Raw genomic sequence first — 24466 nt, forward strand, 5'->3', positions numbered from 1 at the left:
ATTACAGGGGGTATTCGTCGTGGAAATAAATAAAGTTTTAGTAATTGATAAAATAGATGATATGGGAATAGAATTGTTGAGAAATCAACAAGATTTCCAAGTTGACGTAAAAATAGATATAAAAAGAGAAGAGCTATTAAATATAATAAATGATTATCAAGGGCTCATAATACGAAGTGATGCAAAAGTAGACAGTGAACTAATGGATAGAGCCCTTAATTTGAAAATTGTAGGCAGAGCTGGAAATGGAGTAGATAACATTGATATTCCTGAGGCTACAAAAAGAGGTATTATAGTAGCTAATACTCCTGATAGCAATAGCATTTCAGCTTGCGAATTGACCATAGGACTTTTACTTTCCACCTCAAGAAATATAGCTAGATCAGATAAATTTTTAAAGGATGGAAATTGGGACAGAGATAGCTTCATGGGAAACGAGCTATTCAATAAAACTTTAGGAATTATAGGCCTTGGTAGAATTGGAGCTCTTGTTGCTACAAGAATGAATGCCTTTGGTATGAAAGTTATTGCCTACGATCCTTATATTTCAGATGAAAGATTTGAAAGATACAATGTAACAAAGAAAAATACCTTAGAAGAGTTATTGAAGGAATCAGATTATATAACTATTCACACACCAAGAACAGAAGAAACCATAGGCATCATTGGTGAAAAAGAAGTAGCTCTTATGAAAGATGGAGTTAGAATTGTAAATGCTGCCAGAGGAAAACTAATGGAGGAAAAAGCCCTATACAATGGACTTGCTACTGGTAAAATTGCCAGCGTAGGCTTAGATGTTCACGATAAGGAACCTAGATACAGTGCAGAATTATATAGCTTCCCTAATGTAGTAGTTACTCCTCATATAGGTGCAACTACAATAGAAGCTCAGCAGAATGTTGGACTAACAGTAGCTCAACAGGTGCTTTATGGCATAAAAGGTGAAATTGTGCCTAATGCTGTTAATCTTCCTCTAATACACAGGGATGAATTAAAAGTTTTAAAACCATATATTGATTTAATGGAATCCCTTGGTAAGATATATTACCAACTAAACAAGGAAGTAATAAAATTTGTGGATATAAATTATTGGGGAGAAATAGGCTGTCAGGATACTGAAATGGCTACCATAGCCTTTATCAAAGGATTATTGCAACCTATAATGGATGACAAAGTTAATTATATCAATGCTTTAGTAAAAGCAAAAGAAAGTGGCATAGGCATAACCTGTGAAAATTTCTGTGAGCACTATAATAACTATTCAAACTTGATAAAAATTAAAATTACAAATGATGCGGGAGCGGAATTTACCCTATCTGGAACACTATCCAATAAAGGGGATGGAAAATTAGTTGAAATACTTGGCTATGAAGTTGATGTTAACCCAACAGATTACATGTTAATATTACAAAATAGAGATGTCCCTGGAGTTATAGGTCAAGTTGGTACCTTCATAGGAGAAGAAAACGTGAACGTTGCAACTATGCAAGTTGGAAGAAAATTAAAAGGTGATAGAGCCCTTATGATATTAAATATAGACGATAAAATATCAAAATCTGCTCTAAATAAACTCACATCTTCTGATAATATCTTATGGGCAAAGGTTGTTCAAATTTAGCATAAGTTAAAAGCTTATACTAATTGAGAGTTGAAAGTTTGAAGCTATAAAGGAGTGCATAAAAATGCTGAAAAAAATTGGATATGCTGCTACAGTGGGAGAAGAAAATATTTATAAAACCATAGATTTTGCAAAGGAAAATGGCATGTCTGCTGTAGAAATAAATTTAAATGTTCCTATATACTTTCCTGAGAACTTTTCTATAGAGGAAAGAGCGAAAATAAAAAAATATGCCGAAGATAAGGGAATAACTTTGTCCATGCATGCCCCTGAAGATATAACACTGCTCCAGCTTCAAAGCAGCATTAGGCAAGCTACCATATATAGATTAAAGGAAATAATAGATTTTGGAATACACATTGGGGGGAGAGCTTTGACCCTCCATGTGGGTCCTTCAGTATGTTTTACCCTAGTGGATAGAAAAAGTTATATGGAGGAATTTCACAAAGAAGAGTATAAAAAAATATTAACCAATTCTCTAATAGAATTAGTTAATCACGCCGGAAATAAATTAATGATTTGTGTTGAAAACTCCGGGCGATTTACAGAAAGCTTAATTCAAGAAACTCTTCAAGAATTACTAGATACAACTTCCCTTTCTCTAACTTGGGACATAGGACATTCCTATGAAAATAAATATAATGAAGTGGAATTCTTTATTAAAAATATTGATAAAATAAAAACCTGCCATGTTCATGATAACAACGGTAAAAGTGATCATCAAATTGTAGGCACAGGTAACTTAGACTTTAAAAAACATTTTTCATTAATGGATGGTAAGGATATTGTATATATTATAGAAGTTAGACCAAGAGAAAATGCAGTAAAATCCTTAAAAAAATTACAAAGTAATTTTTATTAATTACCAATATACTCTAGCATCCATACCTATTTAACTGAATTTTCAAGATATTCAGAGAATATATAGCTTATTAGGCTTTAACAAAGCTTTACTCTTACCCTTATATATCATAACTAGTATATAATGGAGCTAAATACAATTATCATACATAAAGGAGAGAGAAATATGAAAATTGTTGATGTTCCATTCTGTACAGTTGATTGGAGTACAGTAGAAACTACAGAACACCCTGGCATAACTGGAAAAGCAATATGGAGAACTTTTGAACAAGGAAATATACGTGTCCGTATGGTGGAATATACTCCTGGGTATTTAGCAGATCATTGGTGCAGTCGCGGACACGTACTACTTGTGTTAGAAGGAGAATTAGAAACAGAATTAGATGATGGAAGAAAATTTACTCTTAAAGCTGGTACAAGCTATCAAGTTGCTGATGATATAAATCCACATCGTTCCTCTACTAAAAATGGTGCTAAACTTTTTATAGTTGATTAAAATGCTCTTATGCTTATAATAAAAAATCCAGAATTCTTTGAATGATCCTGGATTTTTTATTATATAATTATACGAGTTAATAATATAGATTTTTATAAACTAATTTCCCAAGAACTATTTCCATTTACTAAAAATGAATGTAAGCTTCTCAATCCACATTCCACCATATCGCTAACTGCTTGATCTGTATAGAATGCACAATGAGGAGTTAATATTACATTAGGCAATCCCTTTAATATAGCTAATCCATCATGATCTATAGTTTTAAATCTACAATCACTATGGAATATGCCTAACTCATTTTCTATAACATCCAGCCCTGCTCCTCCGATTTTTCCATTCTTTAATCCATCTATAAGGTCAAATGTATCTATTAATTCTCCACGAGCTGTATTTATTATCTTTACTCCATCCTTCATTTTTGCAATGGTTTCTTTATTTATTAAATGATAGTTACTTTCAAATAATGGAGCATGTAATGTAATAATATCCGCTTCTCCTAACAATGTGTCCAAATCCACATATTCTACATACTTCTTCATTTCTTCGTTTGGATATAAATCATAAGCCAGTATTTTAGGGCCAAATCCACTGAAGTTTTTTATAACAGTTTGCCCTATACGGCCTGTCCCAATAACTCCAACTACTTGATTGCGCAATTCATTTCCCATTAATCCGCCTAATGTATAATCATGCCCTTGATTTCTTTTTATTGACTCTATAACTCTACGGTTTAACATTAATGCAAGCATTGTTGCAAAATCTGCCACTGAATTTGGAGAGTATGTTGCATTACTCACTCTTATTCCAAAATCTTTAGCTGCCTCTAAATCTATATTATTATAACCAGCACTTCTTGAAGCCAAATATTTAACTCCACACTTGCTCAACTTTTCTAAGACTTCTCTTTTAGCATTACAATTACCTAATATTGCAACAGCTTCTATTCCTTCTGCTAAATGTGCATTTTCAGGTGATAAACATTCCTTTACATAAGTAACATCTAAATTTAGCTCCTTTGAGAATCTCTCAAAAGCTATAGTTTCATCTGGTCTATATGCATATGCAATAATCTTCATTTTACTTTCCCCCTATATTATTTAAATTCTATTAAATAATCCTCTTCCTTAACCATCTTCAATACGTTTATAAATAAATATTTAAATACAAAACTCAATATAAGTGGGGCTACTATAAACATTATTACTGTTGTTATTAGATTTCCTGTACTATATCCAACAATATTTAAATGATTTATTGGCCCTATAAGTCCACTAACACCAAATCCAGCACTCATTGGTGTACCTTGTATTTTTTGTAATCCACCTAAAGCTCCAACTACTGCTGCATTTGCAACTATAGGCAGCATCATTGTTGGTTTCTTCACAAAGTTCGCTAGTTGCATCTTTGGTGAGCCCAATATATGGGCTAATGAAGTTCCCATTCCATTTACATTAAATCCAGCTACTGCAAGTCCAAAACCTGCAGCACATATGCCAAGGTTTGCAGTTCCTGAACCAATTCCCGCTAATGAAATAGCCATAGCAACACCAACAGTAGATACTGGTGAAACTATTAATACTGCAAAAGTAACAGCTGTGAATATTCCCATTAATACTGGTTGTAATGTTGTAAATGCTGCAACCATATTTCCTAAGTATTTTGTTATTGAAGATACATATGGAAGCATTTCTAGTCCCGTAAATCCTATAAGAGTAATAACAACTGTTGGAACGCAAAGCATTGTGTAAGCTTTTAATTTGTCACCTATATATAATATTAATAATACCGCCAATGCTGCTGTTATTCCAGCATTTATTACATCGCCCATTCCAGCAAATTGAATAACATTATCCTTTATTTTTAAAGCTCCAGAACCTATCATTGTAGTTATTGCTAAAGTTCCTGATTGTATAGGAGACATCTTAAATTGCATAGCTATACAAAGTCCCATTACAATAGTCAATAAATTGCTTGCCATCTTTGTAATTTCCACTATAGCATTTATATTAAGAGCCTTACCTAATTCTCCTAACAAAGCGGAAGGTATTAACGCAACTACAATACCAATACTCATACCTGTAAGAATCTTGCTAATAAACTCCTTAGCATTAATTTTGTTTTCTGACATGATTTATTCACTCCTTAAATCAATTATTAATTTTTTAACAATTTCACTTTAATCCGTGCCCTAAGGTCATTGTCAACAATAATTTTTCTAAGTAAAAAGGATGAGATATTATCTCACCCTTATTTGAATTTCAGATATCATGTCTTCTATTGATTTTGTAAAAGTATAATCAATCATACAATATTCATATATGTCACTTATAACCTCATAGCCATTTTCTTTTATCCAATTTAAAAGATATTTAACTGCATCTTCATTATAGTATCCTCCATCTTTATACATACAAATATACTTTCCCTCTTGGAGAATCGTCTCATCTTTAATGTCATATTTATCAGAAATACTTATAAAAGATCCTACATTACGCTTAAAACCAGACTCAATCCCTTCTTTTAAATATATAGTCCCATACTCTTTATGAGAGAATAAATTTAACTCTTGAAGATGCCTTAATACTCTCCTATAAGTCAGCATTATCTCTTCCCAACTACCCTCTTCTTCACATCTTAAATAAAAAATTTTTCTCTTTGTAAATATCTTAACTGCTGGTTTATATAGATCCTTTTTATCTAGATATTTTGTCTTTTTATAAAAATTCAATAAATGTTCAATGCTATTATGTGTCTCCTGAAGTTTTTCAATTTCTTTAACTATTTCATTATCTTTAGAGGTTAATGCGTCTATTATTAAATCATGCTCCCTATTATCCAAAAGATTTTTTATTTCCATTAAAGAAAATCCAATATTCTTTAAATATACAATCTGCTTTAATATTGGAAGCTCTTTCATATCATAATATCTATAGTTATTCACTTCATCCACATACTGCGGTTTAAAAAGTCCAATCTTATCATAATATATTAGAGTTTTTTTAGATATATTATGCATTTTTGCAACTTCATTGATTTTATACTTTTTATGTTCCACAATTTTTCCTCCAAACCATGCCCTTAGTTCATACCTTGCCTTGCTACTCTATAGATTTTTTTATTAAATCCCATACTTCTTCATCGCTTTTGTCATTGATAAATCTATATCCATTACCATCTAATGTTGTGTCCAACTGACATACTGCAGAATATTCACAATACCTACAAGGAGTGGATGAATCACTCTTTTTATAAGGTTTTATACTTATATTCCCTTCTAACATTTCCTCACATAAATTAACTATCATGCCTCTTACATATTTCCTCAATATTTGAAATTGCTCCTTAGTTGCCGCAGAAGAACTTTTAGCTATAGTATCATCCTTATTTATTCTTACAGGTAAAATATCTGAAGAACCCTTTAGATCTTTATCCATAGCTCTTATTATTTCAGTATCTGCCAATATTAATCCTTTCATCTTTAATTCTTTTATTATTTTATTTTCTATCTCTTCTTCACTTATTTCCCCTTTAGTTTTTATTATAGGGTCATCTAATTTAAAATATAGCATAGCTGCTGGAAGAGCATTTTCTCCATATTTTTTCTCAATTTCATTTAAAAGAGCATCAAGATACACTAATAATTGTATTTGTAATCCATAATAAACATCAGATAATTTAAATTCTTTACTTCCTGATTTATAATCTATAATCCTTATATATGTTCCTTCTGTATTTTTTAAATCATCTATTCTATCTACTCTACCGATTAAATTTACAGTTTCACCTGAACTTAATTCTATAGATATAGGCGGAAAATCCCCATTAAATCCAAAAGACAATTCATAGTCTAATGGCTTAAACTCCCCTTTTTTTATCTGGCTTCCTATGACAGACACAGCTCTAGTTAATATTCTTTTTACTGTATTACCCATATATTCATGCCTTGGAGAGCTTTTAAATATACTACCAGGCATACCATCAATTTTTTCATCTACAATATTAGATACAATTCCACCACACAGCTCATTGGTTACATCTTCCCACTGAATTTCTTTATCCTCCATATAGTTTGAAAAGTCCTCAAGAACTTCATGCATTAATGTACCAACATCTGGAGTTGTAAGTTTATATATCTTTCTTTCTTTTGCCTTTATTCCATATTTTATAAAATAAGCAAAGGGGCATTCTGCATATTTTTCAAGTCTAGATACGCTAATATTCATTTTGGAACCATATAACTTTCTAACCTTTTTAGTATCTAATATCTCTGCTTCATTATTATGAGAAAATCCTTCTAGTATATTAGTTAATTTATCTTTCCAATTATAGTTTTCAATATACCAACTATATACACTTAACCAAATAGGATTAACCTCTAAGTTATCATCATTTCTTAAATTAACAATGAGTTCATTAAATGTAGCCCCCGGAGTAGTTACTTTATTAATATTCTCTTCTATATCATGCTTTTTTATAATATCGCTACTCTCTATAATATCAGGAAAAATTCTCTTAAACCTAGAGACAACAATAGAGGGCCTTAAAGATTTTCCTTCATGATCCGCTATAGGATAACTAATCCTTAAATAATCGCTCATAGTAGTCATAGTTATATAGGTTACAAACTGTTCTTCAAAAGCTTTACTCTTAGTATCCTTAGCTAACTCTATGCCACTGTTATATAATCCTTCCCTGTCCATATCTGTTAAAATTCCCTCGGTAGATATAACCCCTGGGAACACACCATCATTAACTCCAATAATATAAAGAGCCTTTATTTGGTGGCTTCTAAGTCTTTGAATACTACTTACTAAAAGCTGATCTAGAGCTGGAGGTATCAATCCTAACTCATATTGTTCAAATCCACTTTTAAGTAGTTTTCCAAAAACATCTATAGTCACATCTTCTTCCTTTAGAACCTCTGCAATTTGATCCATCAAGTCTATTACTATATTCCATATTTGATTATATTCACTTACTCTATCCAGTTGATTTTCTTCTTTAAATTTAATTATCCATTCTTCAATTTTTGTATTTATTTTCATAGTATTTAAGAAGTCATATAGGGCTTTACTCATTTCTTTGGCCCCTTTACTTCTCTTTAAATTTTTATTAAACTCCATCAATGGAGAAGTTACTTTTTCTTTTAAAGAATTAATAAAATTTAAATCTTCTTTTTCTTCTTCAGAAATCTCCTCATCTATACCAAATCCATATCTTATCCTATATTGCCAATTATCAATTTCAGTCCACTTTTTACCTCTTATTCCGTTTGCCAAAACATAATTTTCTAGAATATCAATTTCTTCTTCCTTTAAATCCGTAAGTCCTGTCTTTAAATATCTAAAAACAGATTCATAGCTCCATCCCTTTGCAAATATCTCTATAGAAGATAATATAAATATCACAAGAGGGTTATTGCTAATTTGAACTTTTTTATCTATAAAATATGGAATTTCATATTCTGAAAATACCGCCCTAACTAAATTCTCATAGCCTTCCAAGTCTCCTGTTATCACAGCAATATCTTTATATCTATATCCTTTTTCTCTAACTAGCTTTAAAATATTTCTAGCTGTATCCTCAACTTCTGTATACTTGTTTAGCGCTCTAAACAAAGTTATATCTTTCGTATTCTCTTTATATTCTTTATAAGGAAAGGCATATAAATTTTTTTCTAAATGAATTAATTCTTTCTTATCCTTGAATCTATAACAAGGTGAACATTCTAATGCCAAAGGTTTATCATATCTTATATTATTCTTTTCTATTATGCTTAAAAATTTCTCTTCAGTATTTTTACTAGGATAAAATAAATCTAAGTTGTCTATTGGGGAGCTACCCTCTAATACATCAGTACTTAAAGTGATATTTACCACTTTCGCCTTATAAAGTATTTTTTCTAATATCTTATATTCTTGAGGAGTAAAGTCAAAAAACTCATCGATCCAAACTTCTGCATTATCAAATAAATTAGATTTATCCAGTTTATCTATTAATATAGTTAAATCATCGTCACTATCTATGTATTTGTTATGTAAATTTTCTTCAAATTTTAAATATATACGACCTAAATCTTCAACTTTACTTTTAAGGGTATTCTCACTTATCCCCTTTGACGATTCAAGCAAATTTTCCGGAGTGATGCTATATCTCTTAAATTCAGTTATAAGATCAGACATAGTAGAAATAAAGCCATCTCTTTTAGATGCGTTTTTAAATATTTTTAATTCATCACCTAAATCATTTATTATTTTATATATGAGCATACTCTTTCCTGAGTCATTGATATGTCTATGAGTAATTCCTCCCACCTCATTAAACACTTTATAAGCCAATCTTTTAAAACTAAGAACCTGTGCTTTATTTATATTCTCTTCTCCAAGAAAACTCAATAAATTCTTCTCACTTTGAAATGAAAATTGTTCTGGTACAAGAAGAATTTTTGTAGTATCTTCTCCTTTTTCAATTTTTCTTTTTATATCCTGTAAACAATAATAACTTTTCCCACTGCCAGACCTTCCATAAATAAATCTTAAACTCATGTTAAACTCCACCTTATAAGTAATGTTACTATTATTGTAACCTAATTTATTTTGAAAAAACAGTATTACCGGAAAACAGCAGGACTGCTCTTTAGTGAGATCGCTTCAAAAAGGCGCTCCTCCCACTATATATCTCAGTTCCTTTATGTTTTACAGATGTATTTTCAAATATATATTGTAACAGATTGTTTTCTCAAAGATAGATTTCTACAAACGTAATTTAATTTGACAAATAGAGAGCTAAGCATGTAATGAAGCCACTCCAGAAAAAGTCGCTATTTCATTACATACTTAGCTCTTTTATGTTTTACAAATATTTAAAACTAAAAAATGCTATGTAGTGCGCCCTATGCGTTTGAGCAAAATCTAGAAATTCTTAATTTATTTTAGAAAAGTATCGTTAAGATGCTGTACATGTTTGACTGAAAGGAGTTTGTCAGCATTAGAGAGTTTTATAAAATAAATTTTAGAAGTTCTTATTGAAGCGAGATAGTATAAGAAGCATTGTATAGCATTTTGAATTTGTTGAAACCTTAAATTTTTTTCTCTTAATTGTAAGTTTCTACAAAGATAATTGGATATACAAAAAGGGGTAGCTAAGTACATAATGAGTTCACTTCAAAAGACGTTTCTCTCATTACATACTTAGCTCTTTTATGGTTTAAAAATGTGTTTTTAAAATGTTAAGTACAAAGCACTTTTTATTCATTTCCAGCTTCGAATAAACTATATGAGAAATCCATAGTACTTCCATCTTCAAATACTAGTACATTGCTAAATTCCACAAGTCCTTTTCCTTCTTTAAATGCTTTTATCTCTCTATAAGTTTTATCTGGATATCCTTCTACTCCTTTAACAATAGTTTCTGTTGTTATTATTCTTTTTCCATCTTCACCTTTAGATATATCTTGTATAGTAGTTTCAGCTTTATAAGTTTTGCCTTTTAATTCTACTTCATCTTCCCACTTATTTCCCTTTTCTAGGGGCAGTTTTAATATTGTAGATTTTTCAATAGCTCCTTGATTTTTCTTAATTTCTCCATTGGTTTGTACTTCTTTTACAGATTCATTATCTATGGTATATTCTTTTACAAATTGTAATTTGTCCCCAGTAGCTCCTTCTCCTTCTTCAGCTACCCTTTTAACAGTTCCTTTTAAATCAATAATCAAAGTTTCTTTAGTCCCTGAAACTTTGCCAATTTTTACTGCTTCACTATATTCGGAAGTACCACTGTACTGCATTTCTGACATATCCTCTTTAGGAAAAAAAGCTGCTAATTCCTTACTATATTCTTTTTCCTTCTTATTTTCATTGATTTCTGCCTTCACCTCATTCTCTTTTGATGAAGAAGTATTCTTACTACTTCCACAACCAGTAAAAGCAAATATTATAGCAATTGTAGATATTACCAATGTAATCTTTTTTAATTTCTTATTCATAATAGTCCTCCTTTTAAGCTCTTCTTTAATTATATATTACTATAATTATCCATAGCATGTATTACATTGAATTTACGAATATGTTACAAAATAATTACAATAATTTTCACAATTCCATCACAATCTCCTCATAGTTTAATCAATATTATATATTATTATATATTCATAAAGAAAAATGTTTAGGAGGACTTTACTATGAAAAGAAAAAATATTATAACCACATTGGCTTTAACATTAGCTTTAGGGGTAGGAGCTACTGCTTATGCAGCTACAGCATCACCTAGAAATATAAATACATCAAATATTAATAATGACAATACATCATATTCCAGAAGAATGGACGGAAGAACAGGAATAGATGATTATAATATGATGGATATGTATGATCATCACATGAGGGGTATGGGTAATCACCACATGATGGGATTTGGTGGTTATGACATGATGACATCAATATTAAGAGATAAATTAAATATGAGCGATAAAGAAATCGAAGACGCACTTAATTCTGGAAAACATATGTGGGAAATAGCAGAAGAAAAAGGAATGAGCAATGAAGATTTTAAAAATGCTATGGTTGAAGGAAGAACAAAAGCCATAGATGAGGCTATCAAAAATGGAACTATCACCAAAGAAGAAGGAGAAAGATTTAAAGAAGACTTTGATAACTATATAGATGATTGCCTAGACGAAAGTCCAGGATCAGAAAATGGTTTTCACGGAATGATGGGAAGAGGTAGAGGCGGCAGAAGCTGCCATTAAGGTTTCTAACCAAAATTATAATATACAAAAATGTGCAAAAATAAAAGAGGCTAAATTGCCTCTTTTATTTTTTAAGCCTTGGAAACATTATATTATTTTCTAAATGAATGTGATTAAATAAATCTAATTCAATTTCTTGAAGCTTGTCATAAGTGTATTTATAAGTGTTACATCCGTCCTTTGGAACTTCATAATTATGAGTAATTTTTCTTAATTCCTTTAATATATCTCCTGCTCCAGTATGCTCTGCTTCAAGTTCTTCTATTATTTTTATTGCGTTATCCAAAGCTTCCTTTGAACCTTCCTTTTCATATTTTTTAATTAGTGGAAATACTATTTCCTCTTCTTTTATTAAGTGCTCCTCTAATTCCATTTTTAAATTATGAAATAACTTATATACCTTACTTAATTCAGGATGATTTTCTCCATGCACCCTTAATATTTTTGTAGTCAATTCACTTACTATTGGAAGTTCTTCATTTAGAAATCCATGATGCTTATTTACAATATAGTCTATCAAATCGTTGTAGCTTATATTTAACCAATCCACTTCTTCCTTTATAAGAGAATCAATCTTCTCATATTCATCAAGAAGATCTTTTAAAACTTCTTCTTCATTTAAATTATCCTCTTTTATCGCATCTATTAAAGGTCTATTACCTCCGCAACAAAAGTCAATACCATGCCTTCTAAATACATCCATAGCTTTGGGAAACTTAACAACTATATCTCCTATTTTATGTGAACTTTTGAAAACTTTATTCATTATTCATACCTCCATAAATTTATATTTTATGTCTTCATTATAGTCAATATAGGAAAACTAATATGTGATTAGAATCAATTTTAAAATTGATTCTAATCACATATTGTATGGAAAATCAGTTGTATCATTAAATTAAACAAAAAATAAATTTTAGAAGAGGTGTTAAAATGAAAAATAATTTACTTTTAAAAGATAATATATATTGGATTGGAAAAATTGATGATAGAAAGGTTCCTTTTCATAGGCTGATTCTAGAAAAAGGCACTACCTATAACTCTTACTTATTAAAAACTGAAAAGCCAACTATTATAGATACAGTTGATATAATGTATTCTAGAGAGTTTGTAGAAAATCTCAAAGAGCATATTAATCTAGAAGACTTGAAATATATAGTAATTAATCATGTGGAGCCTGATCACGCAGGAGCCTTGCCAGCTTTACTAAATAAAGCTCCAAATGCTACTATTGTAACTAATGCAAAGGCTCAGGAATTATTAAATGGAATGTTTAAATTTTATGATAAAAATTACTTAATAATTAAGGATGGGGATAGCCTAGATATAGGAGGAAAAACCCTAAAGTTCTTGGAAACTCCTTATCTTCATACTGAAGAAACTATGATAACTTATGCTTTAGAAGATAAAATTTTATTCCCTTGTGATATATTTAGTTCTCATATAGCTACTTATGATTTGTTCAACGATTTATCAAAAGATGATATAGATGAAGATTTTAAGGTTTATTACAAACTTATTATGAGTCCTCACAGAAACTACGTTAAAGACATGATAGGTAAAATTAAGAACTTAGAAATAGAAATAATAGCCCCTTCTCATGGTTTTATACTTAGAAAAAATGTTGAAAAATATATTAAATTATATGACAATATGAGCGACATTCCTACTGAAAATCTAAGTAAAAAAGCATTGATATTATATAACTCTATGACTGGAAATACTGGAAAAATTGGCGGAAATATAAGTGAAGGTTTAAGAGATTCAAATATAGATACCACAGTGTTAAATTTAAAATCCTTATCCTTTGAGGAAATTAAAGAAAAGGTTATAGAATCAGATTTAATCCTTATAGGAAGCTCTACAAAATATGGAGATATGATAGGTAATACAGAAGAAATACTTAAAGAGATAATAAAATTAGATTTATCAGACAAATACTTAGCTGCCTTTGGTTCTTATGGCTGGAGTGGAGAAGCTATTGAAATAATAAATGACTATTTAAAAAATAGCAATGGTAAAGTATTTGATACATCTTATATAATAAAAGTTACTAGTGATAATTCAATAAAACTTCCTTTAAGAGTTAGATTTTATAATGATAACGAAGGAAAAAAATTATCTATAAAAACCGGTAGAATACTAGGAGAACTTTTATTAAAATAATTTAATTTAACAAATAGAGAGCTAAGTACGTAATGAAGCCGCTCCAGAAGAAGTCGCTATTTCATTACATACTTAGCTCTTTTATAGTTTACAAATATGTGTTCAGAATTAGATTGTGACAAATTATCTTTTCAAATATTTATTTTAAAATTTCATTGTACAAAACTTTAAAAAAATGCTATGTAATGTGGACTATGCATTTGAGCAAAATCTAGAAATTCTTAATTTATTTTAGAAAAATATCGTTAAGATGCTGCACATGTTTGAGCGAAGGGAGTTTGTCAGCATTAGGGATTTTTATAAAATAAATTTTAGAAGTTCTTATTGCAGCGAATTAGCATAAGAAGCATTATATAGCATTTTTTATTTGTTGCACTCATAAATTAGTTTTACATTTATAAGCTCCTACAAAGATAATTTAGTTTTTCATAGGTTCATATGAATCATATTCTTAGGTGTACACTTAAATCAGGCTCTTAAGGTATTCTATATCCTTTATGATAATTTTCTTATTGCCTACTATATCTATTACTCCCGCTTCTTCCATGGCTGAGAGAGTTCTGCTCACCGTCTCTCTAGTTATGCCAGCGAAGTTACCCATATCCTCTCTATTAATAGGCAAATCTAGAATTATATCTTCATCATGCTTTGTTCCGAAATTCTCTATAAGATTTAATAGCAAATTTCCTATTCTAGTTTCGATATCCTTTGTACTAAGCATTTGAACTAAATTTTCTAGATTTACCACTCTATCGTGAACTTTTTCTAATATTTTAAGAGTTATACCAGGATTGTTTATTAAAATCTTGTCAAAATCCTCCTTGCTTAAAGTACAAATTGAAGTGTCTTCTAGAGCCTCACCGTTAAATTCAAATTTTCCTCTCTTTAAAAGATTCAATTCTCCTATGGAATCTCCCTCTGAAAGCAGATAAAGTATTTGTTCCTTACCTTCCTTTGTGTATTTAAATACCTTTATCTTTCCTTTATTTATAATATAAAGCCTATCCCATAAGTCGTCTTCAAAAAATATGCTTTCTCCCTTTTTATACCTTCTAGTAACAATTAATTTTGATATTTCTTTAAACTGCTCTTCTTTAAGAGTTGAAAATATGAATACTTTCGATGCACAGTACTTTTCGTGGCAACCACCACAACTACAAGTTGAGCAGATTGGTTTATTATTTTCTTTCATAGTCTATAAATCACCTTCCTCTAATTAGGTATGCTTCTTCTCCTATTATCTTTATTCCTTCTTTTATTTCTTCTAAGGAATTTCTCGAGAAACCTATTCTTAAGGTGTTTTTTCCTCCCCCATCTGTATAAAATATATCCCCTGGAGTAAATATTACTCCTCTTTTAAGGCATCTATCTAAAAGCACTCTTGCATCTACATCTTTTAACTTAACAAATATATGAAGTCCTCCATTTCCAAGTACGTACTCATTTGGAATATAGGCTTCTGAAAGGCTTTTAGCTAATTCATACTTCTCTTTATAAATGTTTCTAACCTTTTTTACATACTTTTCAAAAGAACCACTATTCATATATTCATATAATATAGCTTGATCTAGAAAGGAAGTGTGTATATTTTTACTTCTTTTTACACTTTCAAAAATGTCTATTAATTCTTTGTCTGCAAATATCCATCCTATTCTCATACCCGGAAATAATATTTTTGATAAACTTCCAATATAAATAACAGAATTCTCTTCACCACTTATAGCAGCTAATGGAGCTATGTGAGTGCCTAGATATTGTAATTCTTCATTAAACCCATCTTCAACTATTGGAACTTTATGCTCTTTTAATTTATTGTAGAGCTTTTCCCTTCCTTCAAAAGGCATAACCATACCTGTGGGATTGTGATAAGATGGTATTATATAAGCTAATTTTATATCATCATTTAACTTTTTATCTAAACTATCCAAATCTATACCATTTTCATTTATGTCCAAACCTATAATGTCTAATCCATACAATCTCATCAATTTAATTGCAGTATTATGGGTTGGATTCTCACACAATATTTTGTCACCCTTACTAGTTAAAGAAGATAACACTATATCAAATCCTTCTGTAAATCCATTAGTAATTAGTATTTCCTTATTCTTTGTGTTAACTCCCTTTTCTTCCATATACTTCATTAAATACTCAATAAGATATTTATATCCTCTTGCATAACCATAATTTAATATTTTTTCTCCTTCAAGAGCAACTCTATTTAAAAAAGCTCTTTTTAATTCTTCAACATCAAATAAGCTTTCGTCAGGAGCTATACTTCTAAAGGAAATCATACCTCTTTTATATAATTGCTCATGTTTCATTATATCTAAAGCTTCAGCTTTCTTTCCAAACTCATTTATCTTTTCGCTCCAGTTTATATGCCACTCTTTATTTTTATTAATATCCACCTTAGATACAAAGGTTCCCTTCCCCTTTTCAGTGTAAACAAGAAAACTATCTTCAAGCATTTCATAGACTTTTATTATAGTATTTCTGCTCACTTTCATAATTGTAGCCATTTCTCTTGTGGAAGGAAGCTTGCTACCTCCTGGTAACATTCCATTTTCAATCATTTCCTTTATATAGCTATATATTTGACCATAGGCTGTTTCCCCTTGCTCCAATTTTATATTATGAAACATATATTCACCTCAAAGCTAATCACTTTTTCAAAGATGATTCTATTATCCTATCTAATAATTCACTAAAGCTTAATCCAAAGGCTTTAGCACTTTTGGGAAAAAGACTATTTTTAGTCATACCCGGTAAAGTGTTTATTTCTAATACGTAAACATCATCTTCTCTTATAATCATATCAATTCTAGCATAAACACTCAACTTAAAACTGTTCCAACATATTTTACAAGCTTTCTCCACTTTGCTATATATCTCTTTTGAAAGCTCAACTGGTTTTTCTTCAGCACCATCATCATCATACTTTGAAGAGTAATCAAAAAACTCCTTATCATGTTTAATAGATAGTATAGGTAACAATTCACCATCTAACATACAGCAAGTTATTTCTTCCCCATTTATATATTCTTCTACCATTACTTCTTCGTCATACTTTAATGCTTCTTTCACAGCATTAATCAGTTCTTCTTTATTATAAACTAAAGCAATTCCTATGCTGGATCCTCCGCTATTAGGTTTAACAATCAGTGGGAAACCGATCCTATCTACTTCTTGGAAATCTATTTCCTCAACTTTTTTTATCATAATCCACTTAGGAGTCTTTATTCTATCTGCTATAAATACTTTTTTACAAGTATTTTTATCCATACAAAGAGCACTTGATAATACTCCTGACCCAGAGTAAGGCACATCCATGCTCTCTAAAATAGCCTGAACTTTACCATCTTCTCCAAAACTACCGTGGAGAGCTATAAAAGCAAACTCTAAACACTTAACTCTATCGATTAATTCATATTTAGTATTTATAGGAATAGGTAAAACCTCATATTTATCCTTATCTAAACTATCAATAATATGCTTTCCTGTTAGGTATGATATTTCTGTTTCTGAGGAAATTCCTCCCATAACTACACCGATTTGCATATAAAAAACCTCCTAACATACTACATCAATTATATTCTATTCATTTAACTCTAAAAATGAAAGAACCACCCTCTCTTTAATTTAAAAGTATGGTGGCTTACCATAGAAATTTTATTGATTTCTTTTGCATTAAAATTATATAATAATAGTATTGTTTTCATATAGAAAATAGTATGTTTATTATATAAATAAAATAAAGTAATTTTTAGCTTTAGATGGAGTTTGCTTATAAAACAGTGTGATGGGATTATTACTAATGGTAGTATCGGATAAATACTAGAGATCTTTTTAAAGAAATTTAGTGGAGGTTATGATTATGTTAAATTTTTCAAAAGTTTCCTATGAAAATCACGGGAAAAATATATTAAAAAATATAAATGCACACATAGAAGAAGGAGATTATATTTCCATAGTAGGCCCCTCCGGTAGCGGGAAAAGCACATTTTTAAAATTATGCAATAATTTGATAAGTCCTAGTAGTGGAAGTATATCATATAAAGGAAAGGATATGTTAAGTTACAATCCAATTGAGCTTAGGAAAGAGATTAGCTACTGTTTTCAAACTCCTTATTTATTCGGAGATAAGGTGATAGACAATCTACACTTTCCTTATGAAATAAGAAATAAAAAATTTGATATAAAAAGAGCAGAGTATTTATGTGATTTGTTCAATTTACATAAAAAAATATTAGATGAAAAAATAACAAATCTCTCCGGTGGTGAAAAACAAAGGATAGCTTTAATGCGAAACTTAATTTTTCCATCAAATATACTGCTTCTTGATGAAATAACTTCAGCTTTAGATAGCGAAAATACCCTTATAATTGAAAATATTATTTACAAATTAAACAACGCAGGCACTACTATTCTATGGATAACCCACAATAAGGAACAAAGTGTTAAATATGCAAACAAACTCTTAACAATAGAGGATGGAAAAGTAAAATCCTTGGAGGTTTTAAAATGAATAACTCAGTTAATATGAATACTTACTCTTTATTATTCAGCTCATGTTTAATAATTATATCTTTATTTTTTTCCTATAAAGAAAAATTAGATTTAGAAAAAGAAACCTTAATCGGTGTAATAAGAGCAATTATCCAACTTATATTCATCGGCTATCTATTAGATTTAATATTTAGCATTAAAAATCCCATTTATACATCTTTATTACTTCTATTCATGATAGTAAATGCTTCTTATAATGCAGGTAAGAGAGGAAATGGAATAAAATCTAAATACATAATTTCCTTTATTTCTATATCATTAGGTACCTTCATAACTTTAATAATATTAGTACTAGCTGGAAGTATAAAATACGAACCTAGTCAAATAATCCCAGTAGGTGGTATGGTAATTACAAACGCCATGATATCTCTAGGACTTTGTTACAAGCAACTTTTAACCAACTTTAAAAGCAAAAGAGATGAGATTGAAATAAAACTATCCTTAGGAGCTGATATAAAATCATCTTCTGTGGAAATTATAAGAGATTCTATAAAAACGGGAATGCTTCCTATGATAGACTCAATGAAAACTCTAGGTATAGTTTCCTTACCTGGAATGATGACAGGGTTGATACTAGCAGGTACTCCACCAGTTCAAGCGATAAAATATCAATTAATGGTTACATTCATGATATTATCTACAACTTCTATATCTTCCTACTTAGCATGTTATTTAGCATATAAAGGATTTTTTAATGAGAGAAAACAACTTCTATAAAGAAAAGCCTTTTTACAAAATATAATCTACATCCTAAGTAGAAAACAGAGGTACATAGTGATCTTCCTTAAAAAAGGTGTTCCTTTCACTATATGCCTCTGCTTTTATTTTAAATCTATACTTTCAAAATTAAATTATATATTTTCAGTGAGAGATAGCTGCTGCTTTCTACTAAAAATCAAACTAATTACTAAAACTAAAACAGTAGGAATTACCCAACCAAACCCAAGTTTAGATAGTGGTAATATCTCAACAAAACTTTTAGCAAAGTCTATTCCCATAGAAGGTAAGGTTTCAATTATACTGAAAAACAAAGAAGTATATACAGCATTTTTTATAACAACTTTATTATGGGATAAATTTTTAGTTAGAGTTATTAGAGTTAAAGTTATAGCAACAGGATACAGAATACTTAATATAGGTACAGATATTTTAACTATTTCATCAACTCCAAAGGTTCCAATTATAATACTAGCTAAAGAAATTATTATAGCATTCATATTGTAAGATAACTTTCCATTAGATATATCTCTAAAGAAAGTAGATCCTGCTGTAATAAGTCCAACAGAAGTGGTAAAGCAAGCTAGTCCCATTGCAATTCCAACTAATGTACTTCCATATTTTCCAAAGGTTCTTTCGGATATTTGAAGTAATAATGCAGTTTTAGAAATATCTCCACTAGAATAAATAGAGCTAGTTTGCGCTCCTAAATACGTTAATCCTCCATATACTAAAGCTAGTCCAATAATAGCTATTAATCCTGCCTTAATAGTCATGATTGTTCCATCTTTTCCCGTATAACCTTTCTCTTTTAAAGAATTAGTCACTACAGTTGCAAACATCAAGCCTGCTAGAGCATCCATGGTTTGATACCCTTCTATTAAAGAGCTTGAAAAAACTGATGTAGCATTCCTATCTACAATCTCACCAATAGGTGATATAATTCCTTTAATTATTAAAAGCATTAAAGTAATCAACAATGCTGGTGTTAAAAACTTCCCTATATAATCTATGGCCTTTGATGGTCTTAAAACAAAGCATAGATTTAATGCAAAGTATAATATCATAGATAAAAATGATGGTATGAATGGAAATAACGGCTGAATTGTTAATTCATGTGTAGTAGCCGCAGTTCTCGGTATTGCAAGCATAGGACCTATAGCTAAAAATATGGCTACAGAGCATATTATAGCAAACCTTCTGCTCACCTTTCCTGCCATGTCTTCAAAATTACCATTAGTCTTACTACAGGCCAATATAGATAAAAAAGGCATTCCTGCCCCTGCTATAACAAAGCCTATAGTTGCCATTGCAAATTTGCTTCCTACCATATTCCCCAAATATGGAGGAAAAATAAGGTTTCCTGCACCAAAAAACATGGCGAATAGTGCAAACCCTATTACGAATAAATCCTTTCTACTATTTTTCATAAATATGCCCCCTTTTTAGAAAATTATTTCGTGATTTTATTTATTAGTGTTTAGTATATTTTAAATTTATTAAATTTGTCAACATAAAAAATCACAATCTCACCAAAAATTTAATAATATCTTCTCTAAATCTTTGGGGCTATATACTACAATATTATCTCTCCATTCCCTAGGAAATAAATATTTGTAAGTTTTAGTTATAAATCTATCATCTATCAATAAAATAGCTCCTCTATCCTCTTCTGTTCTTATAACCCTTCCTCCAGCTTGAAGAACTTTATTCATTCCTGGGTATACATAAGAGTATTCATACCCATTTCCGTTAGATGCATTAAAATAATTCATTATTATATCTCTCTCAAAACATATTTGAGGAAGCCCCACTCCTATAATTATTGCTCCCGATAACCTTTCCCCCTTTAGGTCTATCCCCTCAGAAAATACTCCTCCAAGCACTGTAAATGCAATCATTGTTCTCTCTGGATTTTGTTGAAATTTATTTAAAAATTCCTCCCTTTCTTTCTCATTCATTATTGAATTTTGAGAAAGAATATCTATCTCCTCATCGTATTCTTTGAACTTTTCAAGGACCTTTTCCATGTAAGTATAAGAAGGAAAAAACACTAAATAATTTCCTTTTTTGGATCCAATAAAAACTTTAATATACTCTATAATTTTATCTACACTAATATCTCTATGTTTATATCTAGTAGATACATTTCCTGCAATAATTATTTTTCTTTTACTAGGATCAAAAGGAGATGGTATTCTAACTATATAATCTTCCTTATCTCCTCCTAATACATCCATAAAGTAATTTATTGGAGTTAATGTGGCGGAGAAGAAAACTCCAGTCTTTCCTCTTTCTATACCCTCCCTCAAAAGTCTAGATGGGTCTAAACAAAACAAAGTTAATACTATATTTTTTCCTTGCTTTTTTGAAAAAACCATGAAATTTTCATCATATAGTTCGCTTATTCTTATAAAAGCTAAACAGTCAAAATATAATTTTAAAATATGCTCATATTCTTCTGAGTTATCCTTAATTTTTAACCATTTCTCCATTTCTTCCACTGTACTTCTTATCATGGAAGCTATCTCTAAAGGATCTTCTTTTAATATTAAATATCCCTTTTCGTCACATTTCTTTCCTAGTTCTAAAAAGTATGAATTAATTTTATCCAGTTTTTTATATAATTTTTTCCCAACTTCATTGGTAATCTTTTTCCCTTTAAGAAAATCCTCTTTATTCAATGAGGCAGAAAACATATCTCTCCCTCTATCTACTAAGTTATGTGCTTCATCGATTAAAAATATAAAATCTTCTTTCTTACTATCAAAAAATCTTTTTAAATATACCCTAGGATCAAATACATAATTATAATCACATATAATCATATCTGCCCATAAAGACACATCTAAAGAAAACTCAAAAGGGCAAACCTTATGCTTTTCAGCATAAAGTTGGATGTTTTCTCTATCTATTAAATCTTCATTTTCTAATATATCTAATATGGCCTCATTTACTCTATCATAATGACCTCTAGCATATTCACACTGCTCCCCATTACATATAGTTTTTTCTTTAAAACAAATTTTATCTTTGGCTGTAATAGCTAAGGTTTTTAGAGATAATCCTTTTTCATTCATTAATTTAATACCTTCTAAGGCTACAGAAGAAGTTATATTTTTAGCTGTTAAATAAAACATCTTATGCACCAACCCTTCCCCCATAGCTTTTATGGTAGGAAATATTGTGGATATGGTTTTACCCACGCCTGTGGGTGCCTGAAGAAAAATATTTCTTTTATTTTGTATAGTTCTATATACTGCTACTGCTAACTCCCTTTGACCCTTTCTATACTCAGTAAAGGGAAAAGATAAGGCTTTTATGCTAGAATCTCTCAATTCACGCCATTCTTTTTCAAATTGAATCCATACATAGTACTTATCCAACAAATCATAGAGAAATTCTTCCAACTCTATTAAGGAGTATTCTTCAATTATATTTTTTATCTCCTTTGTTTCTACATTACAATAGGTAAGTTGAACCTTTAAACTCTCTAGATTATTTTCCTTTCCATATATGTATGCATAACATTTTACTTGAGCCATATGAAGTGGATTGTAATTTTCTTCTATGCTTTCTAAATCTCTTGTAGTACTCTTAATCTCATCGATTATTACTTCCCCATCCTCTTCAATAATGCCATCAGCCCTTCCTTCTACACTTATAATGGCATCTTTATAAGCGAAGATATATTTTAAAGAAACCTCCGCTCTATAGTTTTCCCCTTTATTCTTTTGTATTTTCTGGTGCACCCTAGTTCCTTCTAGAGCTCTACTATTTCCTATAAAAGTAGAATCTATATCACCAGATCTCATTATAAATTCCACTAAATTTCTTACTGAAATCTTAAATTCTTTACTCATAATCATCAGCCTTTTATCAAAATTAGTTCTATTATATCATATCATCGGATAAAAAATATTCTCCCATCTATTGAGATGTGAGAATATCTTTATAAGTATCTATATGTTTTACTGAAACCAACCATTTATCTATGGCTTCCTTAGAAAACCTATAGTCAAGATCTATTACAACATAGGGTATTTTAGATTCTTTATCTTCTATTATTCTCCAAACCTTCTCTACTGGAATATTTAAATATTGTGCCAATTCATAACTAGACATAACACCTTTAGCCCTCTTGTCCTTTGTTATGTATTCATCAACTTCTCTCTCCATTCCATTTAATGAATTATTTATTTCACTTACATTATTTTGCGTATTCCTCATCTGCCAGCTTAAATCAGATAAACTATTTGCCATGTTATCTCTAAGGTTTAAGACTAAATTTATAGTATAGATGTTTAATACTATGGAAAACCCCAACAAACAATATATTATTTTTTCTTTCATGTCTTTCATATTCCTCACATCCCCTTATATACCAATATATTACATATAATTATACCATATAAAAATTATAATTACTTATTAATTTATACCTTGTAATACGATGTACTTTATGGTAATATTTAGATATAATAATGAAAAGGTGGTTTATGATTGGATAAAGAAATTTTAAAAGGTAGCATTGACATACTCATACTATTATTAGTACAAAAGCAAGATACATATGGTTATGAAATTGCAAAAAATATAAAAGAAAAGAGTAATGGATTATATATTATGGGAGAAGGTACTTTATATCCAGCGCTAAAAAGATTAGAAGAAAAAGAATTGATACAATCCTATTGGCAAAATTATACACCCTCTAATAAAAGAAAATACTACAAAATTACACCGAAGGGAAAGGAAACTTTGATGACAAAATTGTTAGAATGGGATAAAATCACATCTTTAATAAAGATATTTAAGGAGGTATAGACACAATATGAATGATTTTGAAATCTTTATAAATAAAATACTTGAAAATAGTGGTATAAATGATCATGATAAGGAGGAATTAAAATTTGAATTTTATGATCATCTAATGCTACTTAAAGAAGAATATATAGAAAAGGGATATTGCGAAAGAGAGGCTATATCTCGTTCAATATCAGATTTTGGAATGCATGGTATAGCAGAAATAAAGGACTCTTTACCATCTAAAAATAAATATTCTTCTTTTTCAATCAGACATAAAGTTAAATGTCTTATTAATATGTTTTTTGTATATGTAATTTTTATTTATTTAGACTCATTACTATTTAGTAATACTCCAGCACCTATGGTATCTAATGGTATCTAATGGTATCTCTATGATATTTATATATACATTATCATTCTTAGTTGTATTAACATCTTTTTTATACATTAACATGAAATTAAATAATATTGATAATATTGTAAA

21 protein-coding genes are annotated in these 24466 nt (G+C 29.8%); 9 read left to right on the forward strand and 12 right to left on the reverse strand.

The features are described 5' to 3' along the window. Positions 1-19: 19 nt before the first annotated feature. The 3 genes from serA to KQI86_RS04550 all read left to right on the forward strand — a co-directional run bounded on the left by serA (position 20) and on the right by KQI86_RS04550 (position 2975). On the forward strand, positions 20-1618 hold the full coding sequence (gene serA, locus KQI86_RS04540; RefSeq protein ID WP_216437951.1) for a phosphoglycerate dehydrogenase: 1599 nt from the start codon (positions 20-22) through the stop codon (positions 1616-1618). A gap of 64 nt (positions 1619-1682) precedes the next feature. Continuing rightward, positions 1683-2480: a sugar phosphate isomerase/epimerase family protein gene (locus KQI86_RS04545; RefSeq protein WP_216437952.1), complete on the forward strand. Its 798-nt coding sequence runs from the start codon at positions 1683-1685 to the stop codon at positions 2478-2480. 165 nt (positions 2481-2645) lie between these two features. Further along, positions 2646-2975, forward strand: coding sequence for a DHCW motif cupin fold protein (locus KQI86_RS04550; RefSeq protein ID WP_216437953.1), 330 nt, complete (start codon positions 2646-2648; stop codon positions 2973-2975). A 92-nt stretch (positions 2976-3067) separates the two neighbouring features. On the opposite strand, the gene KQI86_RS04555 is transcribed toward KQI86_RS04550, so the two are convergent. The 5 genes from KQI86_RS04555 to KQI86_RS04575 form a co-directional block, all read right to left on the reverse strand. Then, positions 3068-4054: a D-isomer specific 2-hydroxyacid dehydrogenase family protein gene (locus tag KQI86_RS04555; protein WP_216437954.1), complete on the reverse strand. Its 987-nt coding sequence runs from the start codon at positions 4052-4054 to the stop codon at positions 3068-3070. Positions 4055-4071: 17 nt separating this feature from the next. Next, entirely contained in the window at positions 4072-5106 is a 1035-nt protein-coding gene (locus tag KQI86_RS04560; RefSeq protein ID WP_216437955.1) for a PTS sugar transporter subunit IIC, read from the reverse strand. A gap of 108 nt (positions 5107-5214) precedes the next feature. Further along, on the reverse strand, positions 5215-6033 hold the full coding sequence (locus KQI86_RS04565) for a MerR family transcriptional regulator (RefSeq protein ID WP_216437956.1): 819 nt from the start codon (positions 6031-6033) through the stop codon (positions 5215-5217). A 43-nt stretch (positions 6034-6076) separates the two neighbouring features. Beyond that, entirely contained in the window at positions 6077-9523 is a 3447-nt protein-coding gene (gene addB, locus KQI86_RS04570; RefSeq protein ID WP_216437957.1) for a helicase-exonuclease AddAB subunit AddB, read from the reverse strand. 701 nt (positions 9524-10224) lie between these two features. After that, positions 10225-10962, reverse strand: a complete 738-nt coding sequence (locus KQI86_RS04575; RefSeq protein WP_216437958.1) for a hypothetical protein — start codon at positions 10960-10962, stop codon at positions 10225-10227. 195 nt (positions 10963-11157) lie between these two features. Between KQI86_RS04575 and KQI86_RS04580 the strand changes: the two genes are divergently transcribed. After that, complete coding sequence (locus tag KQI86_RS04580; RefSeq protein WP_216437959.1) at positions 11158-11724, forward strand: hypothetical protein; 567 nt, start codon at positions 11158-11160, stop codon at positions 11722-11724. 64 nt (positions 11725-11788) lie between these two features. Here KQI86_RS04580 and ric read toward each other — a convergent pair whose 3' ends face one another. Further along, complete coding sequence (ric, locus tag KQI86_RS04585; RefSeq protein ID WP_216437960.1) at positions 11789-12490, reverse strand: iron-sulfur cluster repair di-iron protein; 702 nt, start codon at positions 12488-12490, stop codon at positions 11789-11791. Between the two features lie 167 nt (positions 12491-12657). Here ric and KQI86_RS04590 point away from each other — a divergent pair, with 167 nt between their 5' ends. After that, entirely contained in the window at positions 12658-13890 is a 1233-nt protein-coding gene (locus tag KQI86_RS04590; protein ID WP_216437961.1) for an FprA family A-type flavoprotein, read from the forward strand. A gap of 463 nt (positions 13891-14353) precedes the next feature. Here the strand turns inward: KQI86_RS04590 and KQI86_RS04595 are convergent, their stop codons facing one another. The 3 genes from KQI86_RS04595 to KQI86_RS04605 are packed head-to-tail and all read right to left on the reverse strand — an operon-like array spanning position 14354 to position 17451. Next, positions 14354-15082, reverse strand: a complete 729-nt coding sequence (locus KQI86_RS04595) for a Crp/Fnr family transcriptional regulator (RefSeq protein WP_216437962.1) — start codon at positions 15080-15082, stop codon at positions 14354-14356. A gap of 10 nt (positions 15083-15092) precedes the next feature. Next, positions 15093-16535 carry an aminotransferase-like domain-containing protein gene (locus KQI86_RS04600; protein WP_216437963.1) on the reverse strand — a complete coding sequence of 481 codons (1443 nt, stop codon included), beginning with the start codon at positions 16533-16535 and terminating at the stop codon, positions 15093-15095. 19 nt (positions 16536-16554) lie between these two features. Beyond that, positions 16555-17451, reverse strand: a complete 897-nt coding sequence (locus KQI86_RS04605; protein WP_216437964.1) for a D-alanine--D-alanine ligase — start codon at positions 17449-17451, stop codon at positions 16555-16557. Between the two features lie 310 nt (positions 17452-17761). On the opposite strand from KQI86_RS04605, the gene KQI86_RS04610 reads away from it, so the two are divergent. Together KQI86_RS04610 and KQI86_RS04615 are read left to right on the forward strand one after the other, a co-directional pair. Further along, positions 17762-18418, forward strand: a complete 657-nt coding sequence (locus KQI86_RS04610) for an ABC transporter ATP-binding protein (RefSeq protein ID WP_216437965.1) — start codon at positions 17762-17764, stop codon at positions 18416-18418. After that, entirely contained in the window at positions 18415-19176 is a 762-nt protein-coding gene (locus tag KQI86_RS04615) for an ABC transporter permease (RefSeq protein ID WP_216437966.1), read from the forward strand. Before KQI86_RS04610 ends, KQI86_RS04615 begins: the two co-directional genes overlap by 4 nt. Positions 19177-19310: 134 nt before the next feature. Here the strand turns inward: KQI86_RS04615 and brnQ are convergent, their stop codons facing one another. The 3 genes from brnQ to KQI86_RS04630 all read right to left on the reverse strand — a co-directional run bounded on the left by brnQ (position 19311) and on the right by KQI86_RS04630 (position 23538). Then, positions 19311-20606 (reverse strand): branched-chain amino acid transport system II carrier protein, encoded by a 1296-nt coding sequence (gene brnQ, locus KQI86_RS04620; protein ID WP_216437967.1) that lies wholly within the window; start codon positions 20604-20606, stop codon positions 19311-19313. Positions 20607-20705: 99 nt separating this feature from the next. Further along, positions 20706-23045 (reverse strand): ATP-dependent DNA helicase, encoded by a 2340-nt coding sequence (locus tag KQI86_RS04625; protein WP_425514351.1) that lies wholly within the window; start codon positions 23043-23045, stop codon positions 20706-20708. Positions 23046-23106: 61 nt separating this feature from the next. After that, entirely contained in the window at positions 23107-23538 is a 432-nt protein-coding gene (locus KQI86_RS04630; RefSeq protein WP_216437969.1) for a MerR family transcriptional regulator, read from the reverse strand. Between the two features lie 141 nt (positions 23539-23679). Between KQI86_RS04630 and KQI86_RS04635 the strand changes: the two genes are divergently transcribed. Both KQI86_RS04635 and KQI86_RS04640 read left to right on the forward strand, forming a co-directional pair. Further along, positions 23680-24000, forward strand: a complete 321-nt coding sequence (locus tag KQI86_RS04635) for a PadR family transcriptional regulator (RefSeq protein ID WP_216437970.1) — start codon at positions 23680-23682, stop codon at positions 23998-24000. 7 nt (positions 24001-24007) lie between these two features. Then, positions 24008-24364 (forward strand): hypothetical protein, encoded by a 357-nt coding sequence (locus KQI86_RS04640; RefSeq protein ID WP_216437971.1) that lies wholly within the window; start codon positions 24008-24010, stop codon positions 24362-24364. The last annotated feature ends 102 nt before the right edge of the window (positions 24365-24466 follow it).

The sequence above is a fragment of the Clostridium mobile genome (genome assembly GCF_018918285.1).
GTDB lineage: Bacteria > Bacillota > Clostridia > Clostridiales > Clostridiaceae > Clostridium_AW > Clostridium_AW mobile.